The organism is Actinoplanes sp. DH11, from assembly GCF_020873875.1.
In the GTDB taxonomy this organism is placed as follows: domain Bacteria; phylum Actinomycetota; class Actinomycetes; order Mycobacteriales; family Micromonosporaceae; genus Actinoplanes.
In genome coordinates, this window is sequence record NZ_JAHWGU010000008.1 from 246,379 (window position 1) to 272,794 (window position 26,416).

Sequence of the window (26,416 nt, forward strand, 5' to 3'; positions counted from 1 at the left end):
CGGGCTCTTTCGAGGCGAGGAGAAATGGCCATGGCAAGTAGCCAAATGGTTACCAGCATCAAGGTGAAGCGAGCAGCGGGGTTCATCGGCGCCTACGTCGAGAATCTGGATCTGGCCGCCGACCTCGACGAGGCCATCGTCGCTGAGCTGCGTCGGGTGCTGCTCACACACAAGGTGTTGTTCTTCCGGGATCAACACTTGAACCACGCGTCGCATGTCGCGGTGGGCCGCCGGTTCGGGACGCTACACACCAGCCCTCGGACGCAGAACCTGCCGGATCTCGAGGGCTTTCCGGAGATCCTGACGATCTCTCCCCAGGTCGACGAGAAACTCGTCGGTGCGAACCGTGAGGCCATCTTCCGCAAGAACTGGAACACGGCGCTCAGCGGCTGGCACATCGACGCGTCGCAGGTCGTGAACCCGCCGGCGATCGCGATCCTGCGTGCGGAGCGGGTTCCCCCGTTCGGCGGTGACACGCACTGGACGAACCTAGTGGCCGCCTACGAAGGGCTGTCGCCGGCGGTGCGGAAGATGTGCGACGGCCTGCAGGCCGAGCACACCTTCTGGGCAGCGCACAACCTGGATTCGTCGGTGCCGGCCGAGCGGCAGGCGATGGAGGAGATCGGCAGCCAGCGCGTCGCGGTGCACCCCGTGGTCCGGGTGCACCCGGAGACCGGCGAGCGTGCGCTGTTCGTCAACCCGTCGCGGACCGCCCGGATCCTGGGCATGAGCCCGGTCGAGAGCCGGCATCTGCTGAACATGCTGTTCGAAGAACTCACCCGGCCGCAGTACACCACGCGGTTCTCGTGGGCGCCGGGCTCGGTGGCGATCTGGGACAACCGGTTCACCGCGCACCTGGCCGCCACCGACATCGACCACCTCCAGGGTGAGGACGCGGTTCGGATCATGCACCGCACCTCGACACGAGGTGAGGTGCCGGTCGGCCCGGACGGCTTCGAGTCCTACGCCACGGCGGGCCAGCCGCTGGACGAGCCCGGCGCCCAGATTCCGGCGACCGCCGGAGCGTCCCAGCGGTGAGCGCCAGGTCGATGTCCGGGGCGGGGATCACGGACGCGGCGCCGTCGGTTGTCACCGGGTCCTTGATCCGGGCCTCCGATGTCGACGAGGCTGCCGGCCGGTGGCCGCAGTACGAGGCCGGGCTGCGCTGGCTGGACGACTTCGTCACCCAGCCGCATCCCGAGCTGGGCCGGCCGGGGGCGGTCTGCCCCCGGCTGGCGCCGGCGCTACACGCTCGCGCGGTGTGGCTAGCCACGGTCGACGTGCCGGCCTACACGGCCGACCAGGCGGTCCTCGCCGGCCGGCTGTTGATGCAGCTGTTCAACGACCTCGCCCGGCAATCGGACCGAGCAGATACCACCCTGCTGGGCTTCTTCCCCGACCTGCCGGCGGATCGCGCCGCCGACTTCATCGACGGTGGCCACCGGCTACTGCGTAACGAGTTCGCTGCGCACGGTCTGATGCTCGGCGAGTTCCACCAGGCCAGCACGGTCGGCAGCGTGCACAACCGGGCGTTGCCGGTGATGCGCAGTCCCGAGCCGATGTTCGCCGTGCGCACGATGACCCCGCACGACCTGCTGTTCGCCGACCAGCCCGACACGCCACCGGCCGAGCGACTCGCCTACCTACTGCATTTCGACCGGCACGTCAGCGCCCGGCTCAGTTCTGCCGCCCGGACGCAGTTGTACGCCCGTATCGCCGCCGCTCGAACCGCCTCCCGTACTGGAGCCTCGTCGTGATCGTCCGACTGCCGTCCCCCGTCGACGCGCCCACCGTTGCGGAAGCGCTGGATGCCGCCTTGCAGGCGTATGCCTCCGAGCCGGCGATCGTCACAGCGTCGCGTACCTGGACGTACGACGACCTGGCCGGCGCCGTTCATGCCGTGGCTTGCGGCCTGATCCGCGCCGGGGTGCCCACCGCGGGCGATCCGGTCGTGGCGGTGGTCCTCGACCGGTCTGCGGAGTTCGTCGCGACGGTGCTGGGCGTGCTCGCGGCCGGTGCCACCTACCTGCCGCTCGATCCGCAGGCTCCTGACAGCTACGTGCAGCAGGTCCTCGAGGAAGCGCGGCCGGTGCTGGTCGTGACCAGCGCCGGCCGCGCTGAGCGCATCCGGACCGGGACCCAGGCGCGGGTGTGCGCCTACCCCGACCTGCTCAACGGCCCGGCCGTCGAGGTGTCCGGGGTGCCGTCAGCTGCGGCGTACATCATCTACACCTCCGGGTCCACCGGCACCCCGAAAGGGGTGGTGGTGCCGCACACGGCTCTGCTGAACTCGACCGCCGCCCGCACCGACGTGTACGGCCGGGCCGGGCGGGTGCCGCTGCTGCATTCGCCGGCGTTCGATCTCACCACCGGGGTGCTGTTCTGGACCTTGCTGACGGGCGGAACGTTGATCATCGAATCGATGCCGCTGGCGGATGTCGCCGGCACCGTCGACCTGATCAACCGGCACCAGGCCACCCATCTGATCTACCCGGCGTCGCTGTACAGCGCCTTCCTCGACCGGATCGCAGCCCAGCCCCCGGCCAGCCTCACCGCTGTGGGCATCGGCAGTGAACGGTGGAGCCCTGCCCTGATCGACCGGCATGCCGCGGTGATGCCCGGGGTGTCGCTGGTCAACGAGTACGGGCCGACGGAAGCGTGCGTCTGCTCCAGCTACTCCGTGGTCTACGACAGCGACACTGGGCATCGGGCGCCGATGAGCATCGGCACGCCGGTCCGCAACACCGGCTACCTGATCCTGGACGCCGACGGCCAGCCCGCCCGGTCGGGGGAACTGGTCATCATCGGCGCGAACCTCGCCACCGGGTACCTCAACCGTGACCAGCTGACCGAGCAGCGGTTCATCACCGTCGACGGAAAACGCGGCTACCGGACCGGGGACCTGGTCGAGCAGGCGCCGGACGGTACCTTCGTGTTCCTCGGCCGCGCGGACCGGCAGATCCAGATCGGCGGGCACCGGGTTGAGCCGGGGCACGTGGAAACGGTCCTGATGGGCCATCCCGCGATCATGCAGGCCCACGTCGCCCCGCGTCCGGCGTCGGACGGCGGCGACGCTGCAGCGCTGATCGCCTACCTCGTCCCGATCCCGGGCCTGCACCGTGCCGGTGCCGACGATGATCCTGCGTTCATCGACGACTGCGACCGGTTCCTGCGCGGCCGGCTGCCGTCGTACCTGGTGCCCGCCACGTACGTCGTCCTCGAGGAGCTTCCCCGCACCGCAGCCGGGAAGATCGACGACCGCCGGCTACCCGACCCAGCTGGCACGGTGCACGACCCAGCGGATGCCGACGACGGCGGCGACGTGCTGCTGCGCAGCCTCGCCGCCCGGGCCGCCACCATCCTCGGCGTCCCGCGCCTGGCGCCCAGCGCGTCGCTGACGCAGCTGGGCGTCAACTCGCTGGCGCTGATCAGACTGGCCGCTGCGATCACCGCCGACCACGGGGTCGACGTGCCGATCAGCGCGCTGTTCGCCGCCCGCACGATCACCGATGTCGCCGGCCTCGTCCGCAAGGCGACCCCGGCCGCCCGGACGATCGAACCCGGCACAAGCGAGCCGCGCGGCAGCTATCCGCTGAGCGGTCAGCAGGCACAGATCTGGGTACTGACCCAGCTGGCACCGGACGCCCGCGCCTACAACACCCAGTTCTCCCTGCACCTGCACGGGCCGGTCGACGTCGACGCGTTGCAGGCGGCACTGACCAGCATCGTGGCGCGGCACGAGATCCTGCGGACCACCTTCCACGACAGTGCGACCGGCCCGGTCCAGGTCGTGCACCCGCCCTGGCCGGCCATCATCGACCTGGTCGACCTCTCCGGCCTCGAGAGGACGGACCGCGACGCGGCCCTGGCCAGCCGGATGCAGGCCGCCGTCGGCGTCGGTTTCGACATCGCCGCGTTGCCGCTGGTCCGCTGGCACCTGTTCCGGCTCGCCCACGACCAGTGGCGGCTGCTGCAGGCCGAGCATCACTTCGCCCACGACGGCTGGTCCGCGCAGCTGTTGCTGGCCGAGCTGCGCGACGCCTACACCGCGATCGTCGAAGGCCGCGATCCGGATCTGCCGACGCTGGCGGTGCAGTACCGCGACTACGCCAGCTGGTACCAGCGGTGGCGCACCACCACGGACTTCACCGCCTACACCGACTATTGGCGGAAGCAGCTCGACGACTGCCCAGCCGACGGCGCGACGTTCACACCGGACCGACCCCGCCCGGCTGTCCGGTCGTTCCGTGGCGACCGGATCGACACGCACATCCCCGCCGTCGTCGTGCAACGCGTCGACGAGCTCGCAGCCCGGCACGGCGTCAGCCGGTTCGCGGTGTTCCTGTCCGCGTTCGCGGTACAGGTGTGGCAGCACACCGCCCGCAGCGACATCGTCGTCGGCTCGGCCCTGGCCAACCGGCGGCTGCCGGGCACCGCCGCGCTGCTGGGCATGTTCGTCAACGCGCTGCCGCTGCGCGTCCACGTCGACCCGGACGCTGGCGTCGCTGATCTGCTGCACGCCACGATGACGATGCTGCTCGGTGCGCAGGACCACCAAGAACTTCCGCTGCTCGACCTGCTGGCCCACCTGGACCGGCCGCGCGATCCCGGCCACAATCCGCTGTTCAACGTCATGTTCGCGTTTCACGACACGCCCCGTCCCCTCATGCAGATGGGGCCGGTGCAGGCGCAGCTCGTCATCGAGCACAACGCCACCGCCAAGGGCGACGTCAACGTGGTCTGTGTCCCCGACCCGGACCACGACGGCACCGGCGGTATGACGGTGCTGTGGGAGTACGACACCGACCTGTTCGACCGGGCCACCGTCGACCGGCTGCTGTCCGGGTTCGCCACGATCCTCGGCCGGCTGCCGGACAGCAGCGACCGGGCTGTCCGGCACCTGGACCTGCTCGGCGCCGACGAAACCTGCCGCATCCTCACCGCCAGCCGGGGCCTGCAGGAGCCACTACCGCACGACACCCTGCACGCGGGATTCGCCGCGGCCGCGGCCGCACAACCCGACGCGGTCGCCGTGGTCCACCGCGGCGCCCGGTGGACCTACCGCGACCTCGACGAACGCGCCGCCGTCCTGCAGGCGCGTCTGGCCGCCGTTGGGGTACGCGCCGGTGGCGTCGTCGCTGTCGCCTGTCCGCCCGGTATCGACCTGATCACCGCGATCCTCGCCGTGCTGCGCAGCGCAGCCCTGTACGTCTGCCTGGACCCCGACCAGCCCGCCGCCCGCACCGGCGAGATCCTCACCGACGCCGGCGCCCGGATCATCATCACCACCGGTCACACGGTTCTGGATCCCGACGCCGTCGGAGCCAGAACGGTCGTCACCGCCGACGACCTCCCGCCGCTCGACGCCTCGGCCACGCCCGCACCACAACCGGTGGAACCGGGCGACGGCGCCTACCTGGTCTACACCTCCGGGTCGACCGGCACCCCGAAGGCCGTCGTCACCACGCACGGCAACGCGTGCACCGCCATTCACGCCCGAACCCGATTCCTACACGACGCCGGCACCGGCGCCGGGCCGGTCACCACACTGATCACCCTCCCGGCCATCTTCGACGTCGGCCCACACATGATGATGTGGACGTTCTGGTCCGGTGGCACGGTCGTCTTCCCGGACAGCCCGGATCAGATCCGCGACCCCAGCGCGCTGCGCGTGCTGATCGAGACTGCGGGGATCACGCACGTCAACTTCACCGCCTCGTTCTACCGGCAGTGGCTGACCGCGGTTCCCGCCGGCTGGCAGCCCCGGTTGCAAGTGGTCGCTGTCGGTGGCGAGCCGTGCACACCGCAGGACGTGCGCACGCACGCGGAGCTGCTGCCCGCGGTCGCGTTGGATCACGAGTACGGGCCGACCGAAGGCACCGTCTGGTGCACGGCGCAGCGGCTGCACCCGGCAAGCCCCAACCGGATGTCGCGGGTGACCGTGGGCGGGCCACTGGTCAACTACACCGTCGCGGTTCTCGACCCGGCCAGCAATCTGGCCCCGGCCGGCGCTACCGGCGAGCTGGTCATCGGCGGGCCCGGCGTCGCCGCCGGATACCACCGGCGCCCGGACCTGACCGGCCAGCGGTTCGTCACCCCGGCAGCCGGGCCGTTCGTCGGCCAGCGGCTCTACCTCACCGGGGACCGGGCCCGGCTCACCGACACCGGTTTCGAGATCCTCGGCCGTACCGACGACCAGGTGAAGATCCGCGGTTTCCGCGTCGAACTCGGTGAGATCACCACGCAGCTACGCGCCCACCCCGATGTCACCGACGCGGCCGTGCTCGTCCACGGTGACGGCGACGCCGCCCGCCTGATCGCGTACGCCGCCACCCCGGGTTCGCACACCGGATTCGGTGAACGGCTGCGCGCCTGGCTGGTCCAGCGGTTGCCGGCCTACATGATCCCGGCCGTGTTCATGGTCGCCGACCAGCTTCCCCGAACCTCGACCGGGAAGATCGACGCCAAGGAGCTGGCCGCGCTGCCCGCAGCTGGCGGTCCGGAGCCAGGGCACGGCCCCTCGACCGACCAGCAGTGGCTGCTGGCCCAAGTGTGGCGCGACGTCCTGCAGCAACCGGCCCTCGGCATCGACGACGACTTCTTCGCCGCCGGCGGCGACTCGCTGCAGGCTATCCAGGCCGCGGCCCGGATCACCGCCCTCGGTGTCACCGTCAGCGTCGCCGAACTGCTCGCCGCGCCTACCGTCCGTGCCCTGGACATCCTGCTCACCAACCGCCCCGCATCGGCGGGCATCGCGGTCACCGACCGGCGACCGGTCGGCACCACCCTGGCCACCACACCGATCCAGGAATGGTTCATCAACCTGGGCCTGGTCGACCCCGACCACTTCCACCAGTCCCGGCTGTTGCGGATCCCCGCCCACAGCGACCTGGCCCGCCTCCGGGCAGCGCTGTCCTGGACCGCTGGCCGGCACGACGCCTTCCGCACCCGATTCACCCGCACCGGCAAGACGTGGACGGTAGTCCTGGCCGATCAGGTGCCGGCCGACCTGATCCGCGAACACACCCTGCCCCCCGATACCGGCACCCCGGTTGCTGAGCAGCTCGAGGTGGCCCTGCGAGGGCTGCACGAGCAGATCCGGATCGCCGACGGCCGCCTCGCGTCGTTCACGATCATGCACGATCCCACCGGTGCGAGCTGGCTCTACCTGATCGCCCACCACCTCATCGTCGACGTGGTGTCCTGGCAGATGCTGCTCGCCGACATCGAGCACGCGTACCAGCTACTCACCGACGGGCGCCCGCTGCCGCACGGCTGCGCACTCGGCCTACCGTCACTCGACAGCACCGCCACCGTGCAGCCGGCGCCGGATCTGCGCCGCTGGGAGGCGCTGGCGGCCGCCGCCACACCCCGCCTCGGCACCGGCCGGCGCGGCACGGCCACACTCGCCGATCGGGTCCAGCTCACACGGCAGCTGTCGGCCCGGGCTGGCACGTACCTGCGTCTCGAGGTGCCACGCCTGCACGGGATCACCGCGCACGCGGTCCTGCTCGCCGCCCTGAAACGAGCGATCACGCCGGCGAGCACCGGCATCGGCCTGTACGTGTGGCTGGAGGGTCACGGCCGCGGTGTGGCAGGCACCCGAGGCGCCGACCACGCCGTCGGCTGGTTGACCTCGCTGCATCCGGCCCTGTTCACCGTTGACGACGGGCTGCCGGCCCGGCTCGTCGATGTGGCCACCAGCATCCACCGGCAGACCTCCGCCGCTGCGGACGCCGCCGCCGGGCTCGGTGACGCGGTGCTCCGCAACCCGGGCTCGGCGCTGTACCAACAGCTGGCCGCGGCGGGTCTTCCGCAGATCACGTTCAACTACCTCGGGCAACCAGCCGACTCGACCGATCGGCTCCTGCAGCCCGTCGCCGCTCCTGAGGGTGCCACGATCGGCGCGAGCAACGTGCTGCCGACACCGTTCGACCTCACCGTCGCCCCCGCATCGGACGGCACCGTCACCTGCCGCTTCTCCGTCGACCCGACGGTGCTCGACCCGGCACAAGCAGCCCAGGTCGCGGACCGTTTCACCGCCGAGCTCGAAGCTGCCGCCCGGCTGATCCCCCTCACCGGCGCCGCAGTCGGTCCTGCCCGCCGGACCCTGTTCCTGATCCACCCGGTCGGCGGGCTGCTCGACTGGTATCTGCCCCTCGTCAACGGCCTCGGCCCCGGCTGGGAGTGCTACGGCATCCCCCGCGACCGGGCCTGTGCCGACACGACGATGCAGGACCTGGCCAGCCGGTACCTGGCCCTGATCAGGGCGGCCCAACCCGACGGCCGGTACGTCGTCGGCGGCTGGTGCCTGGGCGGGCCCCTGGCATACGAAATCGCCCGCCAGGCGCACGCCGACGGCGACGGCGACCGGATCGACGAGGTGATCCTGCTCGACCCGCCCCGCGCCGAACGGCCCCGCAACCCGCACGCCGTCCTGATCTCGCACATCCACAACGCCTGCCCGCACCAGAGCCGGACTGCGGTCGTCGACGCGCTCGCCACGACCGGCCAGCTGCCCGTCGAGCAACGCGCGGCAGCACTGGTGGACCTGCTCGGGCCGGTCGTGCCCGGCCGAGCCGACCCGCAGCTACTGAGCCAGCTGGTGATGCGGCTGACCGACCACGCTGCGATGTCGGCCTGGCAACCCACCGCCACGGTGGGCCGGATGACCCTCTACGTCCCGCAGACCGGTACGCCCGACCACGACGACGCCGTAGCCACCTGGCAGCCCTACAGCCGTGAACTCACCGCCGTAACCATCCCGGGAGATCACGAAAGCCTGCTCGTCACCGCCGAACTGATCGGCTACCTCGACGCCCCGTCAAGGCCCGGCAGCGATGACAGCTGACGGCATCTGGCCTCTTCGCCGCAGCCGGAGACCGGTAGTCCACGGTCCGGCAAGCGCCGGCATGGCCCCTGCTGACCCCCGTCGCGGGGCGGAAGATCTGGCATGGAGATCGACATGAAATATCCCTGGCTGACGGTCGTCTACCGGCCTGACGACTTCGCCCCCGCCTTCCTCGAGCGGGCCACCCAGCGGATGGTCGCCGCCTCCACCGAAGACGCGGACAGGGCCGGCTTCCGCTACCGGGCCATCCCGCACCACGAGTTGATACCCGGCTGCAGCGACCGGCCGCAGCTCTGGCATCACGGCCACGACCTGCTCCAGGACCGGCAAATGTTCCAGGTCGACGACTTCAGCAGCGATCCCCAGGCGCATCGTCACCTGGCCGCGATCCACCGCACCGTGAAGGCCAGCAATTCGATCCTGCTCAACCAGGCCTTTGGCGCCCCGGAATACCTGACGACCGACAAGCTGGCCATCAGCCAGCACGCCCGCAGCCTCGGCCTGCCCGCCGCGACGACGGTCGCCGTCCCGTTCGGCCGGTACGCCCGCACGGCGCTCCCGCTGATCGACGCGCAGATCGGAGCGGGCCCCTACATCCTCAAACCGCGGGAAATGGGCATGGGCTTCGCAGTGCTGAAGGCCGAAACCCGTGAACAGTTGGCCGCCGGGCTGGATCTCACCGCGCAATCGGGCACGGCGTACATCGTGCAGCCCTACCTGCCCAACGACGGAGATGTCCGGGTGTTCGTCGTTGCCGGTCAGGTCGTGGTCAGCGAGCACCGCCGCCCCGCGCCCGGCTCCTATCAAGCCGGTACCAGCCAAGGCGGCACTGGTAGCGGAGGTACGGCCACCGTCCGTATGGAGGCCAACAGCGTCCGCGTCGCGGAAAGCCTCGACGCCGCGTGCCTGCAAGTCGACTGGCTGCTGACCGAGGACGGGCCCATCGCGAACGAATGGAGCGCCGGATTCGGCGGTCACCTCGCACTCCCGGCAGACGAACGCGCCCGCTGGAGCGCCGCCTACTTCGCCTGGGCCCGCACGGTGTGGTCGCCGAACTGACACCACCACCTGCATTCGCCATCAAGCCCAGCACACGCCCGACACGACAGCACAGGAGCGCCGACCATGACCGCCACCGGCATCTCGCCCACCGACAGCCGCCACCCTGTCATCGCCCAGCACGCCCGCACCTACGCCGCGACCGGCGGCCACCAAGGCCACCTGTGGAACGGCGCCCCCACTCTGCTGCTGACCACCACAGGTCGAGCCACCGGCCTACCGCGCCGCACGCCCTTGATCTACGGCAGGTACCACGACAGCTACCTGGTCGTTGCCTCCAATGCCGGAGCGAACGACCATCCCGACTGGTACCTCAATCTCCTGCAGACCCCGCACGTCACCATGCAGGTGATCAACCGAATCATCACCGCCCGGGCCCGCCCCGCAACCGATGCAGAACGCCTGACCTGCTGGGCGATCATGACCGCTCGCTGGCCGGACTATGACTCCTACCAGAGCCGGAGCTCGCGAGTGATCCCGATCGTCGTCCTCGAACCGACGACGGCTCAGCATCCGGCGGCGAAGCCGGCAGGAGGTCGGCGGTGACCGGCATCGACATCACGAGCGCCGTGGCCGCGGCAACAGAACGCTCAGTAGCCGCGGCTGCGCTTGCCGGCCGAGACGACGGTGACCACGCCGGCGACCTGTCCGAGTCATCGGCACCGTCGCCGGCTCCACGCGACGGCCTGCCTCGGGAAGTCGTCGACGGGATCCGCGAGAGTGGCCTGCTGAGGCACTTCGTGCCGGAAGGGCTCGGCGGAGCGGACGGGCAGGTCGCGGACAGCCTCGCACCGCTCATCCAACTGGGCCGCGCGGATCCCTCCGCCGGCTGGTGCGCCTCCCTGATGACCTCAGCAGCACGGATGGCGACCCACCTGCCAGCCGCAGGGCAACGTGACCTGTGGTCCGCCGGACCCGACGTGATGATCGCCGCCACGCTCAGGCCGGCAGGGACCGCCACACCCGTCGACGGCGGCTGGATGCTCGACGGACCATGGCTCTACGTCAGCGGCATCACGCACTGCCAGTGGGCCCTACTTTCCACCACCAGCGGTGACGAACAGCGGTTCATGCTCGTTCCGCAGAAGGCATGCGCCATCCACGACACGTGGAACGCGGTAGGAATGCGCGCCACCGGAACCCACACCGTGCTGGTCCAGCAGTCCTTCGTCCCGCAGAGCCACTCATTCACTCGCGAGCAACTCATCCACGGGCAGCACACGACCGGCCGGCCGGTCCCGCACGAGGCGATATTCGGCCTCTTCTTCGCCGCCCCGCTGCTCGGCGCTGCGCAGGGCATGCTCGAGACCTGGCGGCAGCATCGCCGAACCCGACGAGGCACCGAACACGGCACCTCCCGGGAACTCGGAGCGGCGGTCGGCTACCTCGGCGCCGCCGAGGCGATGCTGTCCCACGCCGCTCACATCGCCGACACCGGCGATCTCGACGACGAAACGACCCTGCGATGCCGGGTCTACCACGCCACCGCCGCCGACCTCATCGCCCAGACCACCACCATGCTGTTCCGCGCCGCGGGCACGGCGGCGGTCGACGCCAGTCACCCGGTGTCCCGATTCTGGCGTGACATCACCACCGGACTCATGCATCCGGCTCTCGACCTACCGATCGCGGCAGCCGACTACGCCCGTCTCAGCCAGACGTGACAGCACAGCCATCACCCGCCGCCTGCGGTCATTCATATAGGTGATATGTGCGATTCTTCCCGAACGACTACGACTGGTAATGTCACCCGATCACCAGCTCAACCAGCGCAAACATCAGCGAATCAACTGTCAAGGAGTGCAGCAGTGCGGATCCTGTCCGAGACCTCCCGCACCTTCGGTGAGTACCTGCTTCTCCCGAATCTCACCACGGAAAAGTGCACTCCCGACCGGGTCGACCTGTCCACCTCCCTCGTCCGGCACCCGGTCGGGGAGCAGTCGGCGATCCGTATCGCGACACCGCTGGTCAGCGCGATCATGGGCGCCGTGTCCTCACCCCGGCTGGCGATCGCCCTCGCCCAGGTCGGTGGCGTGTCCTTCCTGCACCAGAACCAGCCGATCGACGAGCAGGCCGCCATGGTCGCCACCGTCAAACGTCACAAAGCCGGCTTCCGGCACAACGACGTCAACATCAAACCGTCGGCCACACTCCACGAGGCCGACCTGCTGATGAAGGAGACCGGCCTCGACGTCGTCGTCGTCACCGACGACGGCACACCATCCGGCCGCTTCCTCGGCCTCATCACCAGCCGGGACTACAACTTCCACCGCCACCAGCCCGGCGACAGCGTCGAGGCCCGGATGCTGCCGGTCGCCGACCTGACTACCGCGCCGCAAGGAACATCGCTCGAGCAGGCCAACTCCTTGCTCTGGGACTCCCGCCAGGACGTGCTTCCCATCGTCGACACGACCGGCCAGCTGACCGCCCTGGTGCAACGCCGCGACTACGAACTGCACGAACAGTTCCGCACTGAGTCCGTCGACGCCGACAAACGGTTCCGCGTCGGCGCCGGCGTCAACACCCGCGACTTCACCGACCGGATCCCGGCGCTGGTCGAAGCCGGAGCGGACGTGCTGTGCCTGGACTCCTCCGACGGCTTCTCCGTCTGGCAGCACCGGGTCATCGAGTTCGTCCGCGAACGGTACGGCGGCACCGTCCGGATCGGGGCGGGCAACGTCGTCGACGCCCGCGGTTTCCGCTACCTCGCCGAGGCCGGCGCCGACTTCGTCAAGGTCGGCATCGGCGGCGGCAGCATCTGCATCACCCGCGACCAGAAAGGCATCGGCCGCGGCCAGGCGACCGCCCTCGCCGAAATCGTCCCCGCACGCGACGCCTACGCCGAGAAGACCGGCATGTACGTGCCCGTCTGCTCAGACGGCGGCATCATCCACGACTCCCATATGGCCATCGCGCTCGCCTTCGGCGCCGACTTCCTCATGCTCGGCCGCTACTTCGCCCGATTCGACGAAAGCCCGGCACCGAAGGTCCGCGGCGCCGGCGGCCAGGTTCTCAAGGAGTACTGGGGCGAAGGCAGCTCCCGCGCGCGGAACGCCGCCCGCTACGGCGAAGGCGACATGGTCTTCGAAGAGGGCGTCGACGGGTACGTCAACTACTCCGGCGCCCTGGCCGACACCGTGAAGGTCACCCTCGCCAAGATCCGGTCGACGATGATCAGCTGCGGCTCGACCACCCTCCGGCAGTTCCACGACACCGCGATCCTTGAGCCGGTCTCCCAGCAAACCTTCGTACAGAACTCTGAGGAGGTCGACCGCAACGACCGGCCGACCGTCGTCTGATCGCACCACGCCTCGCCACTAGCCCTCCTTGTTCGACGGGTTGTGCCCTTCGCATGGTCTTTGGGACCATTTCCGGACTGTGACCGACGCCATCCGGACCGGGAAGGAGCGGCGGTGGCGCGAACCGAACCTCAGCGCAATGAACGGTTCCGCGTGGCGCGCACACGCCTTCAATTCACGCGGCAAGCACTCGCAGACGCGGCGAACCAGCATTTGCCGCGTCTGTACTCCATGAACGACAACGACATCGGCAAGATCGAAAGAGGCGTGGTTACCTGGCCGGGCTCCGAGCGTCGCGCGGCACTCAGAAAAGTTCTTGGTGCCGCGACCGATGATGAACTGGGTTCGTCAATTCCCGTGCCATCTTCGCTGGGTCCGGCACTTCCACACAGCGCATTGAGCAGTTCACACCGCCGGCGGATTCGCTCGCTGCCGGGCGTTTCGACGATGTCGGTCTACCGGAAGGCGCTGATCCGCTTGTAGCCTTCGCTGTCGGCGGACCGGTGAGTGGTCCATGGCTGGTCCTGCTGGACAACCTTGCGTCACTGGCTGAATCCCTGGGATGGAACGCCGTCCGGCCGTTGGCGGCTAGAGCGCATCTGACGGATCATCACGGATGACTGTGGTCGATCGTTGGCGTGTTGTGGCTGGTGATCTGACTGATCAGGAGTGGGAGCGGCTGGAACCGTTGTTGCCGTCCATGGCACCGCAGCGGGGTGGCCGGTGGCGTGATCACCGGCAGGTGATCAACGGGATCCTGTGGCGGATCGACAACGGCGCGAAGTGGGATCAGATCCCGGAGCGGTACGGTCCGGCGAAGACATGTTACGACCGTTTCTCCCGGTGGGAGCAGGACGGCACCTGGGCGCGCATCGAGCGGCATCTGCAAACGCAGGCCGATGCCGACGGCGATCTCGACTGGCGCGCGCAGGTCGACTCCACCATCGTCCGGGCGCACCAGCACGCCGCCGGGGCGCGTAAAGGGGGCTGAGTCCGGCCGACTCGCGGGCAGCCCAAGGGATGGGTCGCTCGCGAGGAGGACTGACCACCAAACTGCATCTGCTGGCCGAAGGACGTGGGCGCAGCCTGGTCAAGCGGCTCACACCCGGACAGGCCTCCGACACCAAGGAACTCGTGCCGCTGCTGGACAACGTTGCGGTGGCCCGGCCCGGAGGCATCGGCCGGCCCCGCAAACGGCTTGATCACCTGACTGCGGACAAGGCGTACGGGTCGAAGGCCAACCGGCGTTCACTGCGAGCCCGGCGGATCCCGCACACCATCCCGGAACGCGATGATGTGCGCAGAAGCCGCGCTCGTAAGGGATCCCGGGGTGGACGGCCGCCGAACTTCAACGGACAGCGGTACAAGGACCGTAACCAGGTGGAACGGGCCTTCAACAGGCTCAAGCAGTTCCGGGCCGTCGCCACCCGGTACGACAAGCTCAAAGACCGTTACGAGGCAACGGTAACCATCGCCTCGATCATGATCTGGCTCCGCGCGAAACCCGACCGGAGCTCACCATGATCCGTCAGACGCGCTCTAAGCAGATGCAGAGTCTGGAAGCGCTCCGCCGGCAGGACTCCGAACTGGCCGGACCACTCGCCGTCGCAGATGCGCGCTGGTCCGAGTTCATGAGCTGGATATGCGCTAACAACGGCATTCCCGGCGACGATTGGCTGCGTCGAGCACGCCACCGCGCGGAAGCCGCCGGCGATGCTGTGGTGGAGGTGTACGTACTCATGCGGCAGAGCCGGTAAGCGCTCGATGCAGGCAATCCCACCTCCGCAGTGGCCCTGTCACGCAAGGCGCTGCAATACGGCCCTCTCCCGACCCGCACTCAAGCACTGTGCCTGACGAGGCTGGCCGACGGCCTGTCTTTAGCCGGCAACGAGTCAGGCCTGGAGGCCTTGGAGATCGCTCATCAAAGTGTGAAGACCGCTTCGACATCGCCGCAGGACCACATCGCCCGGCACTGCGTGTCAGCGCTTTCTGAAAATTGACCCTGTGTGGGTTCGGGAAAGTTGACCCCCTGACCTGTGGTTATGAGCGTTTGGTGCGGGTTTCTCTGGCGAGGAGTTCTCGCCGGTGGCGAGTTCGGTAGGAGTCGCCGGTGAGGGTGAGGACCTCGGCGTGGTGGACGAGGCGGTCGATCATCGCGGCGGCGACGATGTCGTCGGCGAAGGTCTCGCCCCAACGGCCGAACGGCAGGTTTGAGGTGACCATGATCGAGGCCTGCTCATAGCGTGAGGCGATGAGCTGGAAGAACAGGTTGGCGGCGTCCTGATCGAAGGGGATGTAGCCCACCTCGTCGACCACGATCAGTTTGTAGCGGCGGATCTTCTTCAGCTCGGCGTCGAGCCGTCCGGCTTGGTGCGCGGTGGTGAGCCGGGTGATCCAGTTGCTGGCGGTGTCGAACAGCACCGAGTAGCCGGCGTGAGCGGCTTTGATGGCCAGGCCGATGGCCAGGTGGGTCTTGCCGATCCCGGGCGGGCCGAGCAGGAGCACGTTCTCGGCTTTGGCGACGAACGTGCCGGTGGCCAGGTGCGCCAGGACATCGCGGCGCAGTGACGGCAGGTGGTCTAGGTTGAAGTCTTCCAGGGTTTTGACCTGCGGAAAGTGGGCGGTGCGGATGCGCATCGTGGTGCCCTTGGACTCCCGGTCGGCGACCTGCCGCTGCAACACCGCGGCCAGGTATTCCTCGTGCGACCAGTTCTCCTCGCGGGCCTGGACGGCCAGTTCCTCCCAGAACGCTGCGATCGTGGGTGTCTTGAGGACCCGGGTCAGATAGCCGATCAGTGAGAGGGTGGTTCGAGATCCTTCGGGTTGATCTATACGCTGAGTCCGTTTGGAGATCGTTCTGTGGGTTCGCTGTAGATAGTGATCGCTCGATGGTGTGAAAGATGAATCCCGGTCATGACGGTGCCGGTAGCTGCGGCGTTGGCTGGGCATGGGTGATCGAAAGTCGTACCCCAGCGACGTCACTGATGAGCAGTGGGCGTTGCTCGGCCCGTTCCTGGAAGCCTGGCGGTCCACGCGCGTTTCGGTAGCCGGCCGCACGGGTGAGCATGATCTGCGGGAGGTCGTGAACGCGATCCTCTACCAGACCAGGACCGGCTGTCAGTGGGCGTATCTGCCGCACGACCTGCCGCAGAAGTCCGCGACCTACTACTACTTCGCCCTGTGGCGTGACGACGGCACCGACCAGGTGATCCATGACCTGCTGCGATGCCAGACGAGGGAGAGGGCCGGCCGGCGGGAGGATCCGACCGCAGTCGCGGTCGACACCCAGTCGATCCGGGCCGCGAACCACGTCCCCGCGGCGACCACCGGCAAGGATGCCGGCAAGAAGGTGCCGGGCCGCAAACGCGGACTGGCCGTGGACGCCCTCGGTCTGATCATCGCCGTGGTCGTGACCGCCGCGTCGGTCACCGACAACGCGATCGGCATCAAGCTCCTCGACAAGGTCGCCGAGCACAGCCCGACGGTGACCGTGGCCTGGGTCGATGCCGGGTTCAAGCAGGACGTCGGCGTGCACGGCGCCGTGCTGGGCATCGACGTGCAGGTCGTCAAACGTACCGACACCCAGCCGGGGTTCGTGCCGGTCAAGAAGCGATGGATCGTCGAGCAGGTCTACGGCACCCTGATGCTGCACCGCCGCCTGGCCCGCGAATACGAGAGCCGCCCGGAGTCATCGGTATCGCGAACTCTGTGGGCGTCGATGGCGACCATGGTCCGCCGGTTGACCGGCACCACCACCCCGACCTGGCGACACGGATAGGCAGGCCCGGTGCACCTCGACACGATCCTCACCCTCATCGGCGAACGCGAGACCACCGCGGCCGCCACCGCCGGGCGGCTGCGCGAGCAGATCACCCTGCTCTCGGGCGAACTGGGCCGCATCGACCGTGAACTGGCCGACCTGGCGACCACCCGCAGCATGCTGCAACACCTCGCTGCGACCGAGTTCACCGCCGACGACCCGACCATCGTCAGTTCCGCCTACCAGCAGATCCTCGCGGTCCTCACCACCGCGACCGCCGGCATGCGGGCCAAGGACGTCTGCCTCGCCCTCGACATCGAGCCCCTACCGAAGAACGTCGAAGGCACCCGAGCGAAGCTGAAACGCCTGGTCAACCGCGAGGTCGTCACCGAAGACAAGCCGGGAATCTTCGCCCTGATCCAGAAACGGACCTAACCTCCCGGAACGTCCTCTGATGGGAGCCCGTCACCGGACGCAGCCTGGGCTGGTGTTTTGTTCTTCGTCGCTGTGCTCACTGGTTACTCGCTTCCGACGGTGGGTTGAAATCGACGCCGAACAGGGCGTCGTAGTCCGGCAGGGCCCGCATGCTCACGGCATGACCGTCGGCGTGGTAGCGGGTCGCCGCCTGCCGCCGCCGGCGTTGCTCGGCGAACTCCTGCCGCAGTGCGGCGGCGGTCTGTTTGTGAACCGGGTCGGTGACCACGGCCTGCTTGGCCCAGCACCGCTGATGCCAAGCGACGAGCTGGCCGTCGCAGTGGACGGCGACGGTGTCCAAGGTCGCGGTGACGTCGACGAACCGGCCGATCACTCGCGGGTCGACCGAGTAGTCGACGGTGTCGACCCGCACGTAGTAGTCACGGCCCAGCCGTACTCGTTCACGGAGTCCGACCGCCGGTGCCGTGGGCGGCAGGACCAGCAACGACGGATACTCGACGTCGAGCATGTCGACCGGCCGGCCCTGGATCGAACGGACCGTGCGGGCGTTGGCGAACGGCAGCCACTCGGCGAGCTGGGCGTTGAAGTCGGCCGGTGATGCGAACGTGCGGCCGGGCAGGAACGAGGTCTCGAGGAATCCGTTGGCGCGTTCGACCATGCCCTTGAACTCCGCGTCCCGTGGCGGCGCCAGCTGGATCCGGGTGGCGAGGGTGCCGGCGAACGTTGCCGCCGGGACGCTGACCCGCCCGGTCCCGCCGATCGCTGATTCCCGGTCCCATAGCAGCGTGCTGGTCACCCGGCCGACGCCCTGGATCAGCAGCCACATCCCGGCCAGGATGTCCCCGGCCTGCCGCGACGGGATCATCACCGCGGTCATGAACCGGGAGAACGCCAACGTCATCACCAGCACCGGCAACATCCGCTCCTGACCGGCCGCGACCGGGATCCGCGGCTCCGGGAACCACAGGTCACACTGCGTCAACCGGCCCGGCTCATAGACCACACGGTCCACCGGATCCACGCCCACATACTCCGGCCGGATCCGCGTCAACAGCTTCTTCAACGGGCTCAGCGAATGCGGCCAGCCAACCCTGCGGGCGATCTCCGGCGCTGGCATCCGCGGCCATTCGACCAGCAACGCGCGCACCCGTGGCTCGAACGCGTCGGTCACCGATCCGCGCGGCGCCCGCTCGTACTTCGGCGGCCGGTCAGATGCCAACGCCGACCGCACCGTGTTCCGAGCGATCTTCAGCCGCCGAGCGATCTCCTTGATGGGCACGCCCTCGGCTCGATGCAGCCGCCGGATCTCAGCCCAATCCTCCACCTTCAGCACCCCTTCCAAGATCAAGGAGGAGGGGGTTAACTCTCGCGGATCCCTACGGGGTCACTCTTCAGGAAGCGGCGACACTGCGACGTGCGGTACATCGACGGGATTCGAGCCCGCTGCCACTACCTGCTGGGAAACCATCAGGAAGCAGCGGCGCTTCTGACGGACGTCCTCGCGGACGAACAGCCAGCCGGATCGGTTGACCTCGGAATCTGGTACTCCTATCTCGCAGAGACCCACGCGTCACGCCAACCGGAGAAGAGCGCTGAGGCGGCGTTGCAGGCGCTCGCGTTGTCCCGGGCGGCAGACTCCGCACGCGTTACGCAAGCCCTGCTCCCCGTCGCTGTGACGCTCAGACCGCATCGTCGTCTTGACCTCGTCGACAGATTTCTCCAGCAGCACAACGCAGCCGTCGCCACTCAACTGTCAGTATCGGAATCATGGACTTGATCACCCTTGCCACAACGGCGGACATCCGAGATCGCCAACCTGGCATAGCGGTTCTGCCCGTCGGCAGTTTCGAGCAGCACGGCCGCTACCTTCCCCTAGCCACCGACACGATCGTCGCGTCAGCCATCGCCGGCGAACTCGAAACGTCGTACAACGTGCTCGTCCTGCCCCCGATCACCATGTCCTGCTCACACGAACATGCGGCGTGGCCAGGAACTATCAGCCTGAGCCACCGCACCGTCAGCGCAATGATCGACGACGTGGTGGCCAGCCTCTCCGCTCAGGGTATCGACAAGCTGGCGATCATCAGCGGTCACGGAGGCAACTACTTCCTCAGCAACGTGGTCCAGTCAGCGAACGCGGTGACGCCCAAGTCCATGACTCTGTTCCCGAGCCGAGACGACTGGCGGAAGGCACGTCAGGATGCCGCACTCGAGACGGACGACCATGAAGACATGCACGCCGGCGAACTCGAGGTGTCCATCTTGCGAGCGGTCACGCCCGACGCACTGCGAGACGGCTTCGAATCTGCCGACCATCGGTCAAATGCACGGCCTCACCTGCTGATCGAAGGTATGGCGGCCTACACCAGTAGCGGCGTGATCGGCCGCCCCTCAGCTGGGACCGCGGCAAAGGGCAAGGCGATTCTGGCCAGCCTTGTGGCGTCCTTCGGTGAGCACCTGCACCAGCTCAACGCAGCCTGAATGCCAGTTACGCGGCCGTCGATCGCCCGTCCGCACCGAACTCCTGCCACGCTCGGGCCGTTCGCAAAGAGGCCGCCCATACATGGTTCGCGATCAGCGGGGCAGCTCAGCGAACGGTATCCATCGGGCATCGCCGTCGTTCTGCTGCACCGAACGCAGCCTGGTGGCGAACTCCTGCGCGACTCCCGACGCCGAGGCGAGCAGCGGCACGGCGGCGACGACCATCTTCAGTTCTCTAGCTTCGCGAAACAAGGGCCAGTGCGGGTCGGCGGTGACATCGCGCCCGTACGCTCTCGTCAGCTCTCGGTGTCCGCTGCTGCGCTTGAACCTGACCTCGCCGACCGGCACCGCTGTCAGATCCACTTGCCAGGGGCCGAGGCAGGTGGCGTCGAAGTCGCAGAGAACCGGCTGGCCGTCTTGGCGGCGTAGGACGTTGCCGACGTGCGCGTCGCCGTGAACCAGCAACGGTGTATCCGCGTATGCCGCCTCCCCGAGTCGGTGCGCCAGGGAGTCGCACCACTGGAGGAGGAACTCCTTGTCCCGCTCGCCGAGCGCCTCAGCGTCGTCGAGGCGAGCGCGGGCGTCACCGACCGGATCCCACGCAGGCAGAGCAATCGAGGGGACGCCGAGCCGGTGGAAGTCGTTCAGCAGTCGCCCGAGCTCGTTAACGGTGGGCGTCGGGGGCTGCGGGGGAAGGTAGGCCCAAATTGTGGCGAGTAGACCGTCTTCTTCGATGGGCTGCTCAATGTCGGCCACGAGGCGGATGGTTGGTGCTTGAACGGTCGTGAACCAGCGGCCGAGGGCGGCGACTTTGCCGACTCGTTGGCGTAGCCGGTGGGAGCGGGTTATGCGGATCACCAACCCGACCGTCGGCAAGGCAAACACCGCGTTGTTGGTCAGTCGCAGCAGGGTCAGGTCGTCGTGGAGCACCCCGAGGCGATCGGCGATCCGTGTTGCTATACGGCGCATGGCAGCTTCGGTGAACCGGCCGTTGGTTGGGGCGCTCATCACGCGGTCATTACCTCGAACCGGGCTGCGCTGTGGCGGAAGTCGGCCAGAGTGCTGTCAGCATCGGCGGGAATGTCGCGTGCGAGATTGCGAATGCGGTCGTGGACCCGGCACGACGTCAGTTGCGCGCCGTGCGTCATCAACGCGCCGCCGATGGCAAGGGCTTGGTCGGTATCACCGGCGAGTAGCAGAGCACTGCAGAGCCCGGCTTCGTTGAGCACGATGCTACGCACGTTCTGCTGGCTCATCCCCGCGATTGCCGCTTGCGTCCATAGGATCGCCGAGGCGGCGTGCTGGCGGTTGCGGCGCGCCATGTCCCGATGAACCCGACCGTACTGGGCGAGCAGCTCCCCCTGGTCGTAGAAGTGCATCCATGGCGGCTCCTGGTCCATGCAGATGTGTTCGTAATGGGCTGCGGCGCGATCCAGCGCGAGCTGCGCGCCATGGTCATCACCGAGAGCAGCTAGGGAAGCCGCTTCGGCACCATGCAGCATTGCCAGCAGTGCTGGAGTGCCGGCACTACCGAGCTGCACCCGGGCCAGACGCAGCGTATCGAGGCATCCTGATTGTGGTGCAGGTGCTGATACTGGCGGGCCTGGCAGTAGCGGATTCGCGCGGCGAGCGCCAGATCCACGCTGGCCACTGCGGCGCGCTCGGCTGCCACCCAGTGCCTGCTGGCATCGCTGTGCCAGCCGGCGTCGAAGGCGGTCCAGCCGGCGAGCTGTCGAGCCGATGCCACTGCCGTCTGCAGCTGCGCTCGGATCTCGCTGCCGGCTTGCGCGTGTGCCAGTAACGCCGAGGTTGTATCGGCGAACCGTCCGACCTCGCTGCACAGCGTTCCACCGCCCTGCTCGTAGTCGACCGAGCGGTAGAGAGCGGTGACTGCCTCGATCCTTGCGATGTCACTCCTACCGATACGCCGCCGAGCATCGCTGACTGACAGGCCGAGCAGCCCTGCGCCGCTCGCGACGGCCGCGATAGCGATAAGTAGCCCGCGCCGTGCCTCATCAGGCTGCGCCGATCGGGGTTGTTCGATCTGGTCGACGGTCGGGCCGCCGGGTTTGACGGCATCGCCCGCGACCAACGTGGCCGCATTGGAAGACGGCGCGAGCGGACGGCGGTCATGCAACTGGCGTCGGGTGTCGATCACACCGATATCGGCGTCGGCCGCCACCTGGAGCACGGTGCGTAGGGCGCGGCGTCGAACCTCGCGGGGGAAGGTCACCGCTCCACGTTCGATCTTTCCGATGTCATTGTCGGTGAGGAGGCTGTGCCGTGGCAGCAGCTTGTTCACGGCATCGGCGAGCTCCTGGCGGCTGTAACCCAGCCGCCGCCGGGCACGTTGGAACAGCACGTTCGGTACTCGGGGAGCGCCCGTCATCCTGCTTCTTCCCACGGCGATCCACGGCGTTGGTAAGGCTCCTATGGTGGCAGCGGACCGGACGCCTTACAACCACGCTTCGACGTCATCGGGCTGACGCCCAACCGTTCACAGCGCAGTGCCCGCCGGTGCACTAGTGGAATATGAGCAGGTCAGGCCAATAATTCCCGTCCCAATTCCCCCTCGATTCCTCCGCGAATGGGCTTCCACCGGCCACGCCTGTTGCCAGATCGTGGACCTACACAACAACGCCTCGCCCGATTCGGAGACCGAGTGGCTCGGCATCGATGCTTGCACCGAACAGCACAGTTGATGCTGCAATCCGGCCGGGCGTCGATCCCGTCGCGTCCGCGCAATACCCGCGATCTGCATCAGCGACTTACCCAAGCACGACGCGCATCACCGAGACTTCGGTCTGCGTTCGTCGTCGTTGCCGCCACATTCCGGCACAGGTGCTGCCGCTCCGGCCAGCGACACGCGGCAGTCGTTCATATGTGCGAATCAGATGCCCGAAACGACGTAAGAGGTCGCGTGCCCGACAGCCGACTCTCCCCACGGTCCGGTACCCCTAAGGCGTGACCAGCTACCAGCCACCTGCACCCAGATTGACGTCTGACACAGCGGACCACCCGGCAGGAGGAAGCGAGCAGGTGAGTGCCACAACGGACAGTCACGAAGCAGGAGAAGCCGTTCCCGGGCGCGGCCACTCGAGCGCTGCCCAAGAAGTACTGCCGGAGTTCCGGCCGAGCTGGTGGGAGACCGGGCTACGCGCCCGGGCGAACGCCAGCGTGTTCGGCGTCTTCGCCGAACTGCCGGGACTGACGCGGCGCGCCGTACGGGTAGCGTGGCGAGCTGACCGGCTGCGTACGTCGTTGGTGGCCGTGGCGACCGTGGGCGCCGGGACGATGGCGGCTTTCGGGCTGTTGGCTACCCAGCGGATTTTGATCGAGTTGTTCGCCGGAGGCCCGACTCCGGACCGTGTGCGGGCGGCGCTGCCCGCCCTGGTGTGGCTGGCCGCGGTCACCGCGGTGCGCGGCGGGCTCGGGATGCTGGTCGGATACGCCCTCAACGGCCTGACGCCGCGCGTGCACATGCTCGTCGAGCGCGAGTTGTTCGAGAACACGACCGCGGTCGAGCTGCGGGCGTTCGACGATGACCAGTTTGCCGAGGGCATGGAACGCGCGACCCGCGGCACCGAGGCCGCGATCGACCTGGTGCAGACCACCATGAATCTGTTTGCCGGCCTGGTCAGCTTGATCGCCGTCACGGTGGCCGTGGTCGCCGTGCACCCGCTGCTGCTGCTCGCGTTGCTGGTCGCTACGGTTCCCGCCGGGTACGCCGCGCTGCGCGCCGGGCATGTGCGATTCCAGAGCTTCCTGGCGAGTTCGACGCGGCGACGCCGACAGTGGGTGCTGCAGCGGCTGATGGCCGAACGGGAATCGGCGGCGGAGCTGCGCTCGTACGGGCTGCGCCGCTTCCTGCTGCGGCTGTACGACAAGGTGATGGGTGCGCAGATCGCCGAGGAACTGCGGGTGGCGCAGCGAGTCACCACCACGACGAGTGTCGGCGCGCTCGTCGGCGGCATCGCGCTGGCCGGGGTGTACGTGCTTCTTGGTGTGCTGCTGATGCGGGGTCAAATTCCACTCGCTGCGGCGACCACGTGTGTGATCGCGGTGCAGGCCGCTCAGCGCGCACTGGCCCAGGTGACATTCCAGATCGACCGGGTGTACTCAAGCGGTCAGTTCTTCAACGAGTACGTCCGTTTCCTCGCCACCGCGGCGAGCTACCTGCCGAATCTTGCTGCGAAAAGTCGACGCGCGCCGGATCCCGTGCCAGAAGGGCTGGTCGAGCTCGCGGTTCGCGAGGTGAGCCTGCAGTACCCGGACCGGGATCGACCCGCGGTCGACCAGGTGTCGTTGACCATCCGAGCGGGCGAGACGATCGCCTTGGTCGGGGAGAACGGCTCCGGAAAGTCGACCTTGGCCGCGATGATCGCCGGCCTGCGCGAGCCGACCAGCGGGGCGATCCTGTGGAACGGCCGCCCCTACGGTGAGTGGGACGCGGACGGGCTTCGACGTCAGGTCGCGGTCGCCATGCAGGATCATCATCGGTGGCCGTTCAGCGCCTCGACGAACATCGCGATGGGCGACATCGACGCCGACACCGACCCAGAACGGATCGAGGCGGCAGCGCAACGGGCAGCCGCGCACGACATGATCCTTGACCTGCCGCACGGCTACGACACCCTGCTCGACAAGACGTTCAAGGACGGCCAGGAGCTGTCCGGTGGCCAGTGGCAGCGCATCTGCGCCAGCCGCGCCTTCCTGCGCGACGCCTCACTACTGATCATGGACGAGCCGTCGTCGGCGCTCGACCCACGCGCTGAGGACGCCTTGTTCCAGGCGCTGCGCAGCCGGCAGGGCCGGCACACCACCATCCTGATCACCCACCGGCTGGCCAACGTCACCCACGCCGACCGCATCGTCGTACTCGAGCACGGGCACTTGATCGAGTCCGGCACCCATCAGCAGTTGATGGCCACCGGCGGGCTGTACGCCCAGTTGTTCACCCTGCAGGCGGCCGGCTACCAAAGTGAGCCGTCCGCTGTTGCATCCGATGCCGGTGCCGCATGAACCCGCCCGCCGTCAACGGCGCGCTCGCCCTGCTGACGGAGGCCCGTACGGACTGGTTAATCCAGGCCCTCGACGTCTTTTCCTCGCACCGGTTCGTGGATGCGGTGTGGGTGGAAGGTTCGTTGGGGCGCGGCGACGCTGACGCGTTCAGCGATGTCGACCTGGTGCTGGCCATCGGCGGATCGGCGCCGCCCTCGGTGTTCGCGGATCCGGTAGCAGGGCTGGGGCTGCCCGGCCGCGTGCTCTATACCCGCGACAAGCCGAAAAACGCGCCGTCCGGCGGCGCCTACCGGGCGGCGTGCGTCGAGCTGGTGGGGTTGCCGGTCCTGGTCGACCTCTACCTGTGGCCGGCGGCGACGGCCTCAATGTCGGCCGCCGCCCGGCTGCTGTTCCAGCGCGGTGACCGGCCACCGCGCAGCGATCTGAGCTTTCTTCCGCTGATCAGTCAGTACCTCAGCGGGGACACCCGAGATAGCGACCCGTACCAGCCACAGACCGTTCTGATGCTGGTGCAGCTGGCCGCGAAATACCTTGCCCGAGGCAATCACGAGTGGGAAGCTTCGATCCGCCGGCAGCTGCGCGATCCGGCAGACGCCAGCGATGCCGCCGCGCTGCGGCGCCTGCTTGCGGCCCGTGTCGACTCGATGACGGGCTCGTCGCTGGAGGCAGCGGTCACCGCCGTGCACCGGCTGATCGAGATCGCCGAACACCAGGCCGCGGTCGCACCGAAATCCACGACCTCCCGGTCCGGACTCGCCACGACGACGGCAGGGACACCGCCGACCGGACCCGGGACCACCTCATGACCGCCGGTCAGGAGACCCCGCCGCACGCCGATGACGCGCCGGTGCCGGACACGTTCACCGCGCTCGTGGCGACGGTGCACGCGCTGAACATCCGGTTCCCGAACCACAACGGCCCGTTCGAACGCGCGATCAGTCCCGCCGCCGCCAACGTGCACGCCCTGCTCGCCCATCTTGAGCGGCAGGGTTTCACGCTGGTCCCCCGGCTGCACGCGACGACAGCCGACGGCACCCGCGAAATCCTCGGCTACCTGCCCGGAGACAGCGGATACCCGCCGCTCGCCCTCGCCTGGCGCTCCGAGGAAATCCTGATCTCCGTTACCGGCGCGGTCCGGGATCTGCACGACGCCACCCAGGGGTTCGTCGCCCCGGAACCCGAGCGCTGGCACCGGATGGAACTCGCGGTCCCCGCCGTCATCGACTGCATCGGTCACGGCGACCTGGCGCCGTGGAACATCCTGCTCGACGGCACCCGCGTGACCAGCATCATCGACTGGGACACCGCCGGGCCCAGCAACCGCGTCTGGGACCTGGCCTACCTGGCCCACCACCTGGTGCCGTTTCATCCCACCGAGGATCTGGTCGGGTTCGGCTGGGACACCGAACCCGACCGGGCCGACCGGCTGCGGCTGCTCACCGGCGCCTACGGCCACGACGTCCGGGCCGAGCAGATCGTCGACTTCGCCGCCCTACGGCTGTGATAAGC

Annotated in this window: 21 protein-coding genes; 16 read left to right on the forward strand and 5 right to left on the reverse strand. The window is 68.3% G+C overall.

Going from position 1 to position 26,416, the window contains the following annotated elements; genetic code table 11:
• Nucleotides 1-30 precede the first annotated feature (30 nt).
• The 10 genes from LPA41_RS14355 to LPA41_RS14400 all read left to right on the forward strand — a co-directional run bounded on the left by LPA41_RS14355 (nt 31) and on the right by LPA41_RS14400 (nt 14,966).
• Nucleotides 31-1,038, forward strand: a complete 1,008-nt coding sequence (locus LPA41_RS14355; RefSeq protein ID WP_229070858.1) for a TauD/TfdA family dioxygenase — start codon at nt 31-33, stop codon at nt 1,036-1,038.
• Nucleotides 1,035-1,757: a DUF6875 domain-containing protein gene (locus LPA41_RS14360; protein ID WP_229070859.1), complete on the forward strand. Its 723-nt coding sequence runs from the start codon at nt 1,035-1,037 to the stop codon at nt 1,755-1,757. Before LPA41_RS14355 ends, LPA41_RS14360 begins: the two co-directional genes overlap by 4 nt.
• Nucleotides 1,754-8,851 carry a non-ribosomal peptide synthetase gene (locus LPA41_RS14365; protein ID WP_229070860.1) on the forward strand — a complete coding sequence of 2,366 codons (7,098 nt, stop codon included), beginning with the start codon at nt 1,754-1,756 and terminating at the stop codon, nt 8,849-8,851. Before LPA41_RS14360 ends, LPA41_RS14365 begins: the two co-directional genes overlap by 4 nt.
• A 102-nt stretch (nt 8,852-8,953) precedes the next feature.
• Nucleotides 8,954-9,910, forward strand: a complete 957-nt coding sequence (locus LPA41_RS14370; protein ID WP_229070861.1) for a hypothetical protein — start codon at nt 8,954-8,956, stop codon at nt 9,908-9,910.
• Nucleotides 9,911-9,976: 66 nt separating this feature from the next.
• Nucleotides 9,977-10,456, forward strand: coding sequence for a nitroreductase family deazaflavin-dependent oxidoreductase (locus LPA41_RS14375; RefSeq protein WP_229070862.1), 480 nt, complete (start codon nt 9,977-9,979; stop codon nt 10,454-10,456).
• Entirely contained in the window at nt 10,453-11,574 is a 1,122-nt protein-coding gene (locus LPA41_RS42980; RefSeq protein WP_229070863.1) for a hypothetical protein, read from the forward strand. The genes LPA41_RS14375 and LPA41_RS42980 overlap by 4 nt, the downstream gene beginning before the upstream one ends.
• A 144-nt stretch (nt 11,575-11,718) precedes the next feature.
• Nucleotides 11,719-13,209 (forward strand): IMP dehydrogenase, encoded by a 1,491-nt coding sequence (locus LPA41_RS14385; RefSeq protein ID WP_229070864.1) that lies wholly within the window; start codon nt 11,719-11,721, stop codon nt 13,207-13,209.
• A 114-nt stretch (nt 13,210-13,323) separates the two neighbouring features.
• Nucleotides 13,324-13,692 carry a hypothetical protein gene (locus LPA41_RS14390; RefSeq protein WP_229070865.1) on the forward strand — a complete coding sequence of 123 codons (369 nt, stop codon included), beginning with the start codon at nt 13,324-13,326 and terminating at the stop codon, nt 13,690-13,692.
• Nucleotides 13,693-13,825: 133 nt separating this feature from the next.
• Nucleotides 13,826-14,733, forward strand: a protein-coding gene (locus tag LPA41_RS14395) for an IS5 family transposase (protein WP_374238159.1) whose coding sequence is annotated in 2 segments (ribosomal slippage) — nt 13,826-14,197 and nt 14,200-14,733 — 906 coding nt in all. Because the reading frame shifts where the segments join, the coding sequence is not laid out codon by codon here.
• The gene (locus tag LPA41_RS14400) at nt 14,730-14,966 is read left to right on the forward strand and encodes a hypothetical protein (RefSeq protein WP_229070866.1); all 237 of its coding nucleotides are present in this window, start codon (nt 14,730-14,732) and stop codon (nt 14,964-14,966) included. The genes LPA41_RS14395 and LPA41_RS14400 overlap by 4 nt, the downstream gene beginning before the upstream one ends.
• A gap of 283 nt (nt 14,967-15,249) precedes the next feature.
• Here the strand turns inward: LPA41_RS14400 and istB are convergent, their stop codons facing one another.
• Nucleotides 15,250-16,158: an IS21-like element helper ATPase IstB gene (gene istB / locus LPA41_RS14405; RefSeq protein ID WP_229070867.1), complete on the reverse strand. Its 909-nt coding sequence runs from the start codon at nt 16,156-16,158 to the stop codon at nt 15,250-15,252.
• Between istB and LPA41_RS14410 the strand changes: the two genes are divergently transcribed.
• Both LPA41_RS14410 and LPA41_RS14415 read left to right on the forward strand, forming a co-directional pair.
• Nucleotides 16,157-16,987 (forward strand): IS5 family transposase, encoded by an 831-nt coding sequence (locus LPA41_RS14410; RefSeq protein ID WP_229070868.1) that lies wholly within the window; start codon nt 16,157-16,159, stop codon nt 16,985-16,987. The two genes, istB and LPA41_RS14410, sit on opposite strands and share 2 nt — an antisense overlap.
• Before the next feature lie 9 nt (nt 16,988-16,996).
• Nucleotides 16,997-17,404: a hypothetical protein gene (locus tag LPA41_RS14415; protein WP_229070869.1), complete on the forward strand. Its 408-nt coding sequence runs from the start codon at nt 16,997-16,999 to the stop codon at nt 17,402-17,404.
• Nucleotides 17,405-17,480: 76 nt separating this feature from the next.
• Here the strand turns inward: LPA41_RS14415 and istA are convergent, their stop codons facing one another.
• Complete coding sequence (gene istA, locus LPA41_RS14420; RefSeq protein WP_229070870.1) at nt 17,481-18,737, reverse strand: IS21 family transposase; 1,257 nt, start codon at nt 18,735-18,737, stop codon at nt 17,481-17,483.
• A 434-nt stretch (nt 18,738-19,171) separates the two neighbouring features.
• Between istA and LPA41_RS14425 the strand changes: the two genes are divergently transcribed.
• Nucleotides 19,172-19,885 carry a creatininase family protein gene (locus LPA41_RS14425; protein WP_229070871.1) on the forward strand — a complete coding sequence of 238 codons (714 nt, stop codon included), beginning with the start codon at nt 19,172-19,174 and terminating at the stop codon, nt 19,883-19,885.
• 93 nt (nt 19,886-19,978) lie between these two features.
• Here LPA41_RS14425 and LPA41_RS14430 read toward each other — a convergent pair whose 3' ends face one another.
• Genes LPA41_RS14430 through LPA41_RS14440 form a run of 3 tightly spaced genes read right to left on the reverse strand, consistent with a single transcriptional unit; the run spans nt 19,979 to nt 22,247 of the window.
• A complete protein-coding gene (locus tag LPA41_RS14430) occupies nt 19,979-20,896 on the reverse strand; it encodes a phosphotransferase (protein WP_374238160.1) in 918 nt (305 codons plus the stop codon).
• Nucleotides 20,893-21,387 (reverse strand): hypothetical protein, encoded by a 495-nt coding sequence (locus tag LPA41_RS14435; protein WP_229070873.1) that lies wholly within the window; start codon nt 21,385-21,387, stop codon nt 20,893-20,895. Before LPA41_RS14435 ends, LPA41_RS14430 begins: the two co-directional genes overlap by 4 nt.
• Nucleotides 21,357-22,247, reverse strand: a complete 891-nt coding sequence (locus tag LPA41_RS14440; protein WP_229070874.1) for a hypothetical protein — start codon at nt 22,245-22,247, stop codon at nt 21,357-21,359. Before LPA41_RS14440 ends, LPA41_RS14435 begins: the two co-directional genes overlap by 31 nt.
• Nucleotides 22,248-23,002: 755 nt before the next feature.
• Between LPA41_RS14440 and LPA41_RS14445 the strand changes: the two genes are divergently transcribed.
• The 3 genes from LPA41_RS14445 to LPA41_RS14455 are packed head-to-tail and all read left to right on the forward strand — an operon-like array spanning nt 23,003 to nt 26,411.
• The gene (locus LPA41_RS14445; RefSeq protein WP_229070927.1) at nt 23,003-24,907 is read left to right on the forward strand and encodes an ABC transporter ATP-binding protein; all 1,905 of its coding nucleotides are present in this window, start codon (nt 23,003-23,005) and stop codon (nt 24,905-24,907) included.
• The gene (locus LPA41_RS14450; protein WP_229070875.1) at nt 24,904-25,713 is read left to right on the forward strand and encodes a nucleotidyltransferase domain-containing protein; all 810 of its coding nucleotides are present in this window, start codon (nt 24,904-24,906) and stop codon (nt 25,711-25,713) included. Before LPA41_RS14445 ends, LPA41_RS14450 begins: the two co-directional genes overlap by 4 nt.
• Nucleotides 25,710-26,411 carry an aminoglycoside phosphotransferase family protein gene (locus tag LPA41_RS14455; protein WP_229070876.1) on the forward strand — a complete coding sequence of 234 codons (702 nt, stop codon included), beginning with the start codon at nt 25,710-25,712 and terminating at the stop codon, nt 26,409-26,411. The genes LPA41_RS14450 and LPA41_RS14455 overlap by 4 nt, the downstream gene beginning before the upstream one ends.
• Nucleotides 26,412-26,416 lie beyond the last annotated feature (5 nt).

Bases quoted from the DNA above. Each gene is read 5' to 3' on its own strand.
- LPA41_RS14355 (WP_229070858.1), top strand. From the start codon at position 31: ATGGCAAGTAGCCAAATGGTTACCAGCATCAAGGTGAAGCGAGCAGCG.
- LPA41_RS14370 (WP_229070861.1), top strand. From the start codon at position 8,954: ATGGAGATCGACATGAAATATCCCTGGCTGACGGTCGTCTACCGGCCT.
- LPA41_RS14375 (WP_229070862.1), top strand. From the start codon at position 9,977: ATGACCGCCACCGGCATCTCGCCCACCGACAGCCGCCACCCTGTCATC.
- LPA41_RS14400 (WP_229070866.1), top strand. From the start codon at position 14,730: ATGATCCGTCAGACGCGCTCTAAGCAGATGCAGAGTCTGGAAGCGCTC.
- LPA41_RS14410 (WP_229070868.1), top strand. From the start codon at position 16,157: ATGGGTGATCGAAAGTCGTACCCCAGCGACGTCACTGATGAGCAGTGG.
- istB (WP_229070867.1), bottom strand. From the start codon at position 16,158: ATGCCCAGCCAACGCCGCAGCTACCGGCACCGTCATGACCGGGATTCA.
- LPA41_RS14425 (WP_229070871.1), top strand. From the start codon at position 19,172: ATGGACTTGATCACCCTTGCCACAACGGCGGACATCCGAGATCGCCAA.
- LPA41_RS14435 (WP_229070873.1), bottom strand. From the start codon at position 21,387: ATGCTGCATGGTGCCGAAGCGGCTTCCCTAGCTGCTCTCGGTGATGAC.
- LPA41_RS14450 (WP_229070875.1), top strand. From the start codon at position 24,904: ATGAACCCGCCCGCCGTCAACGGCGCGCTCGCCCTGCTGACGGAGGCC.
- LPA41_RS14455 (WP_229070876.1), top strand. From the start codon at position 25,710: ATGACCGCCGGTCAGGAGACCCCGCCGCACGCCGATGACGCGCCGGTG.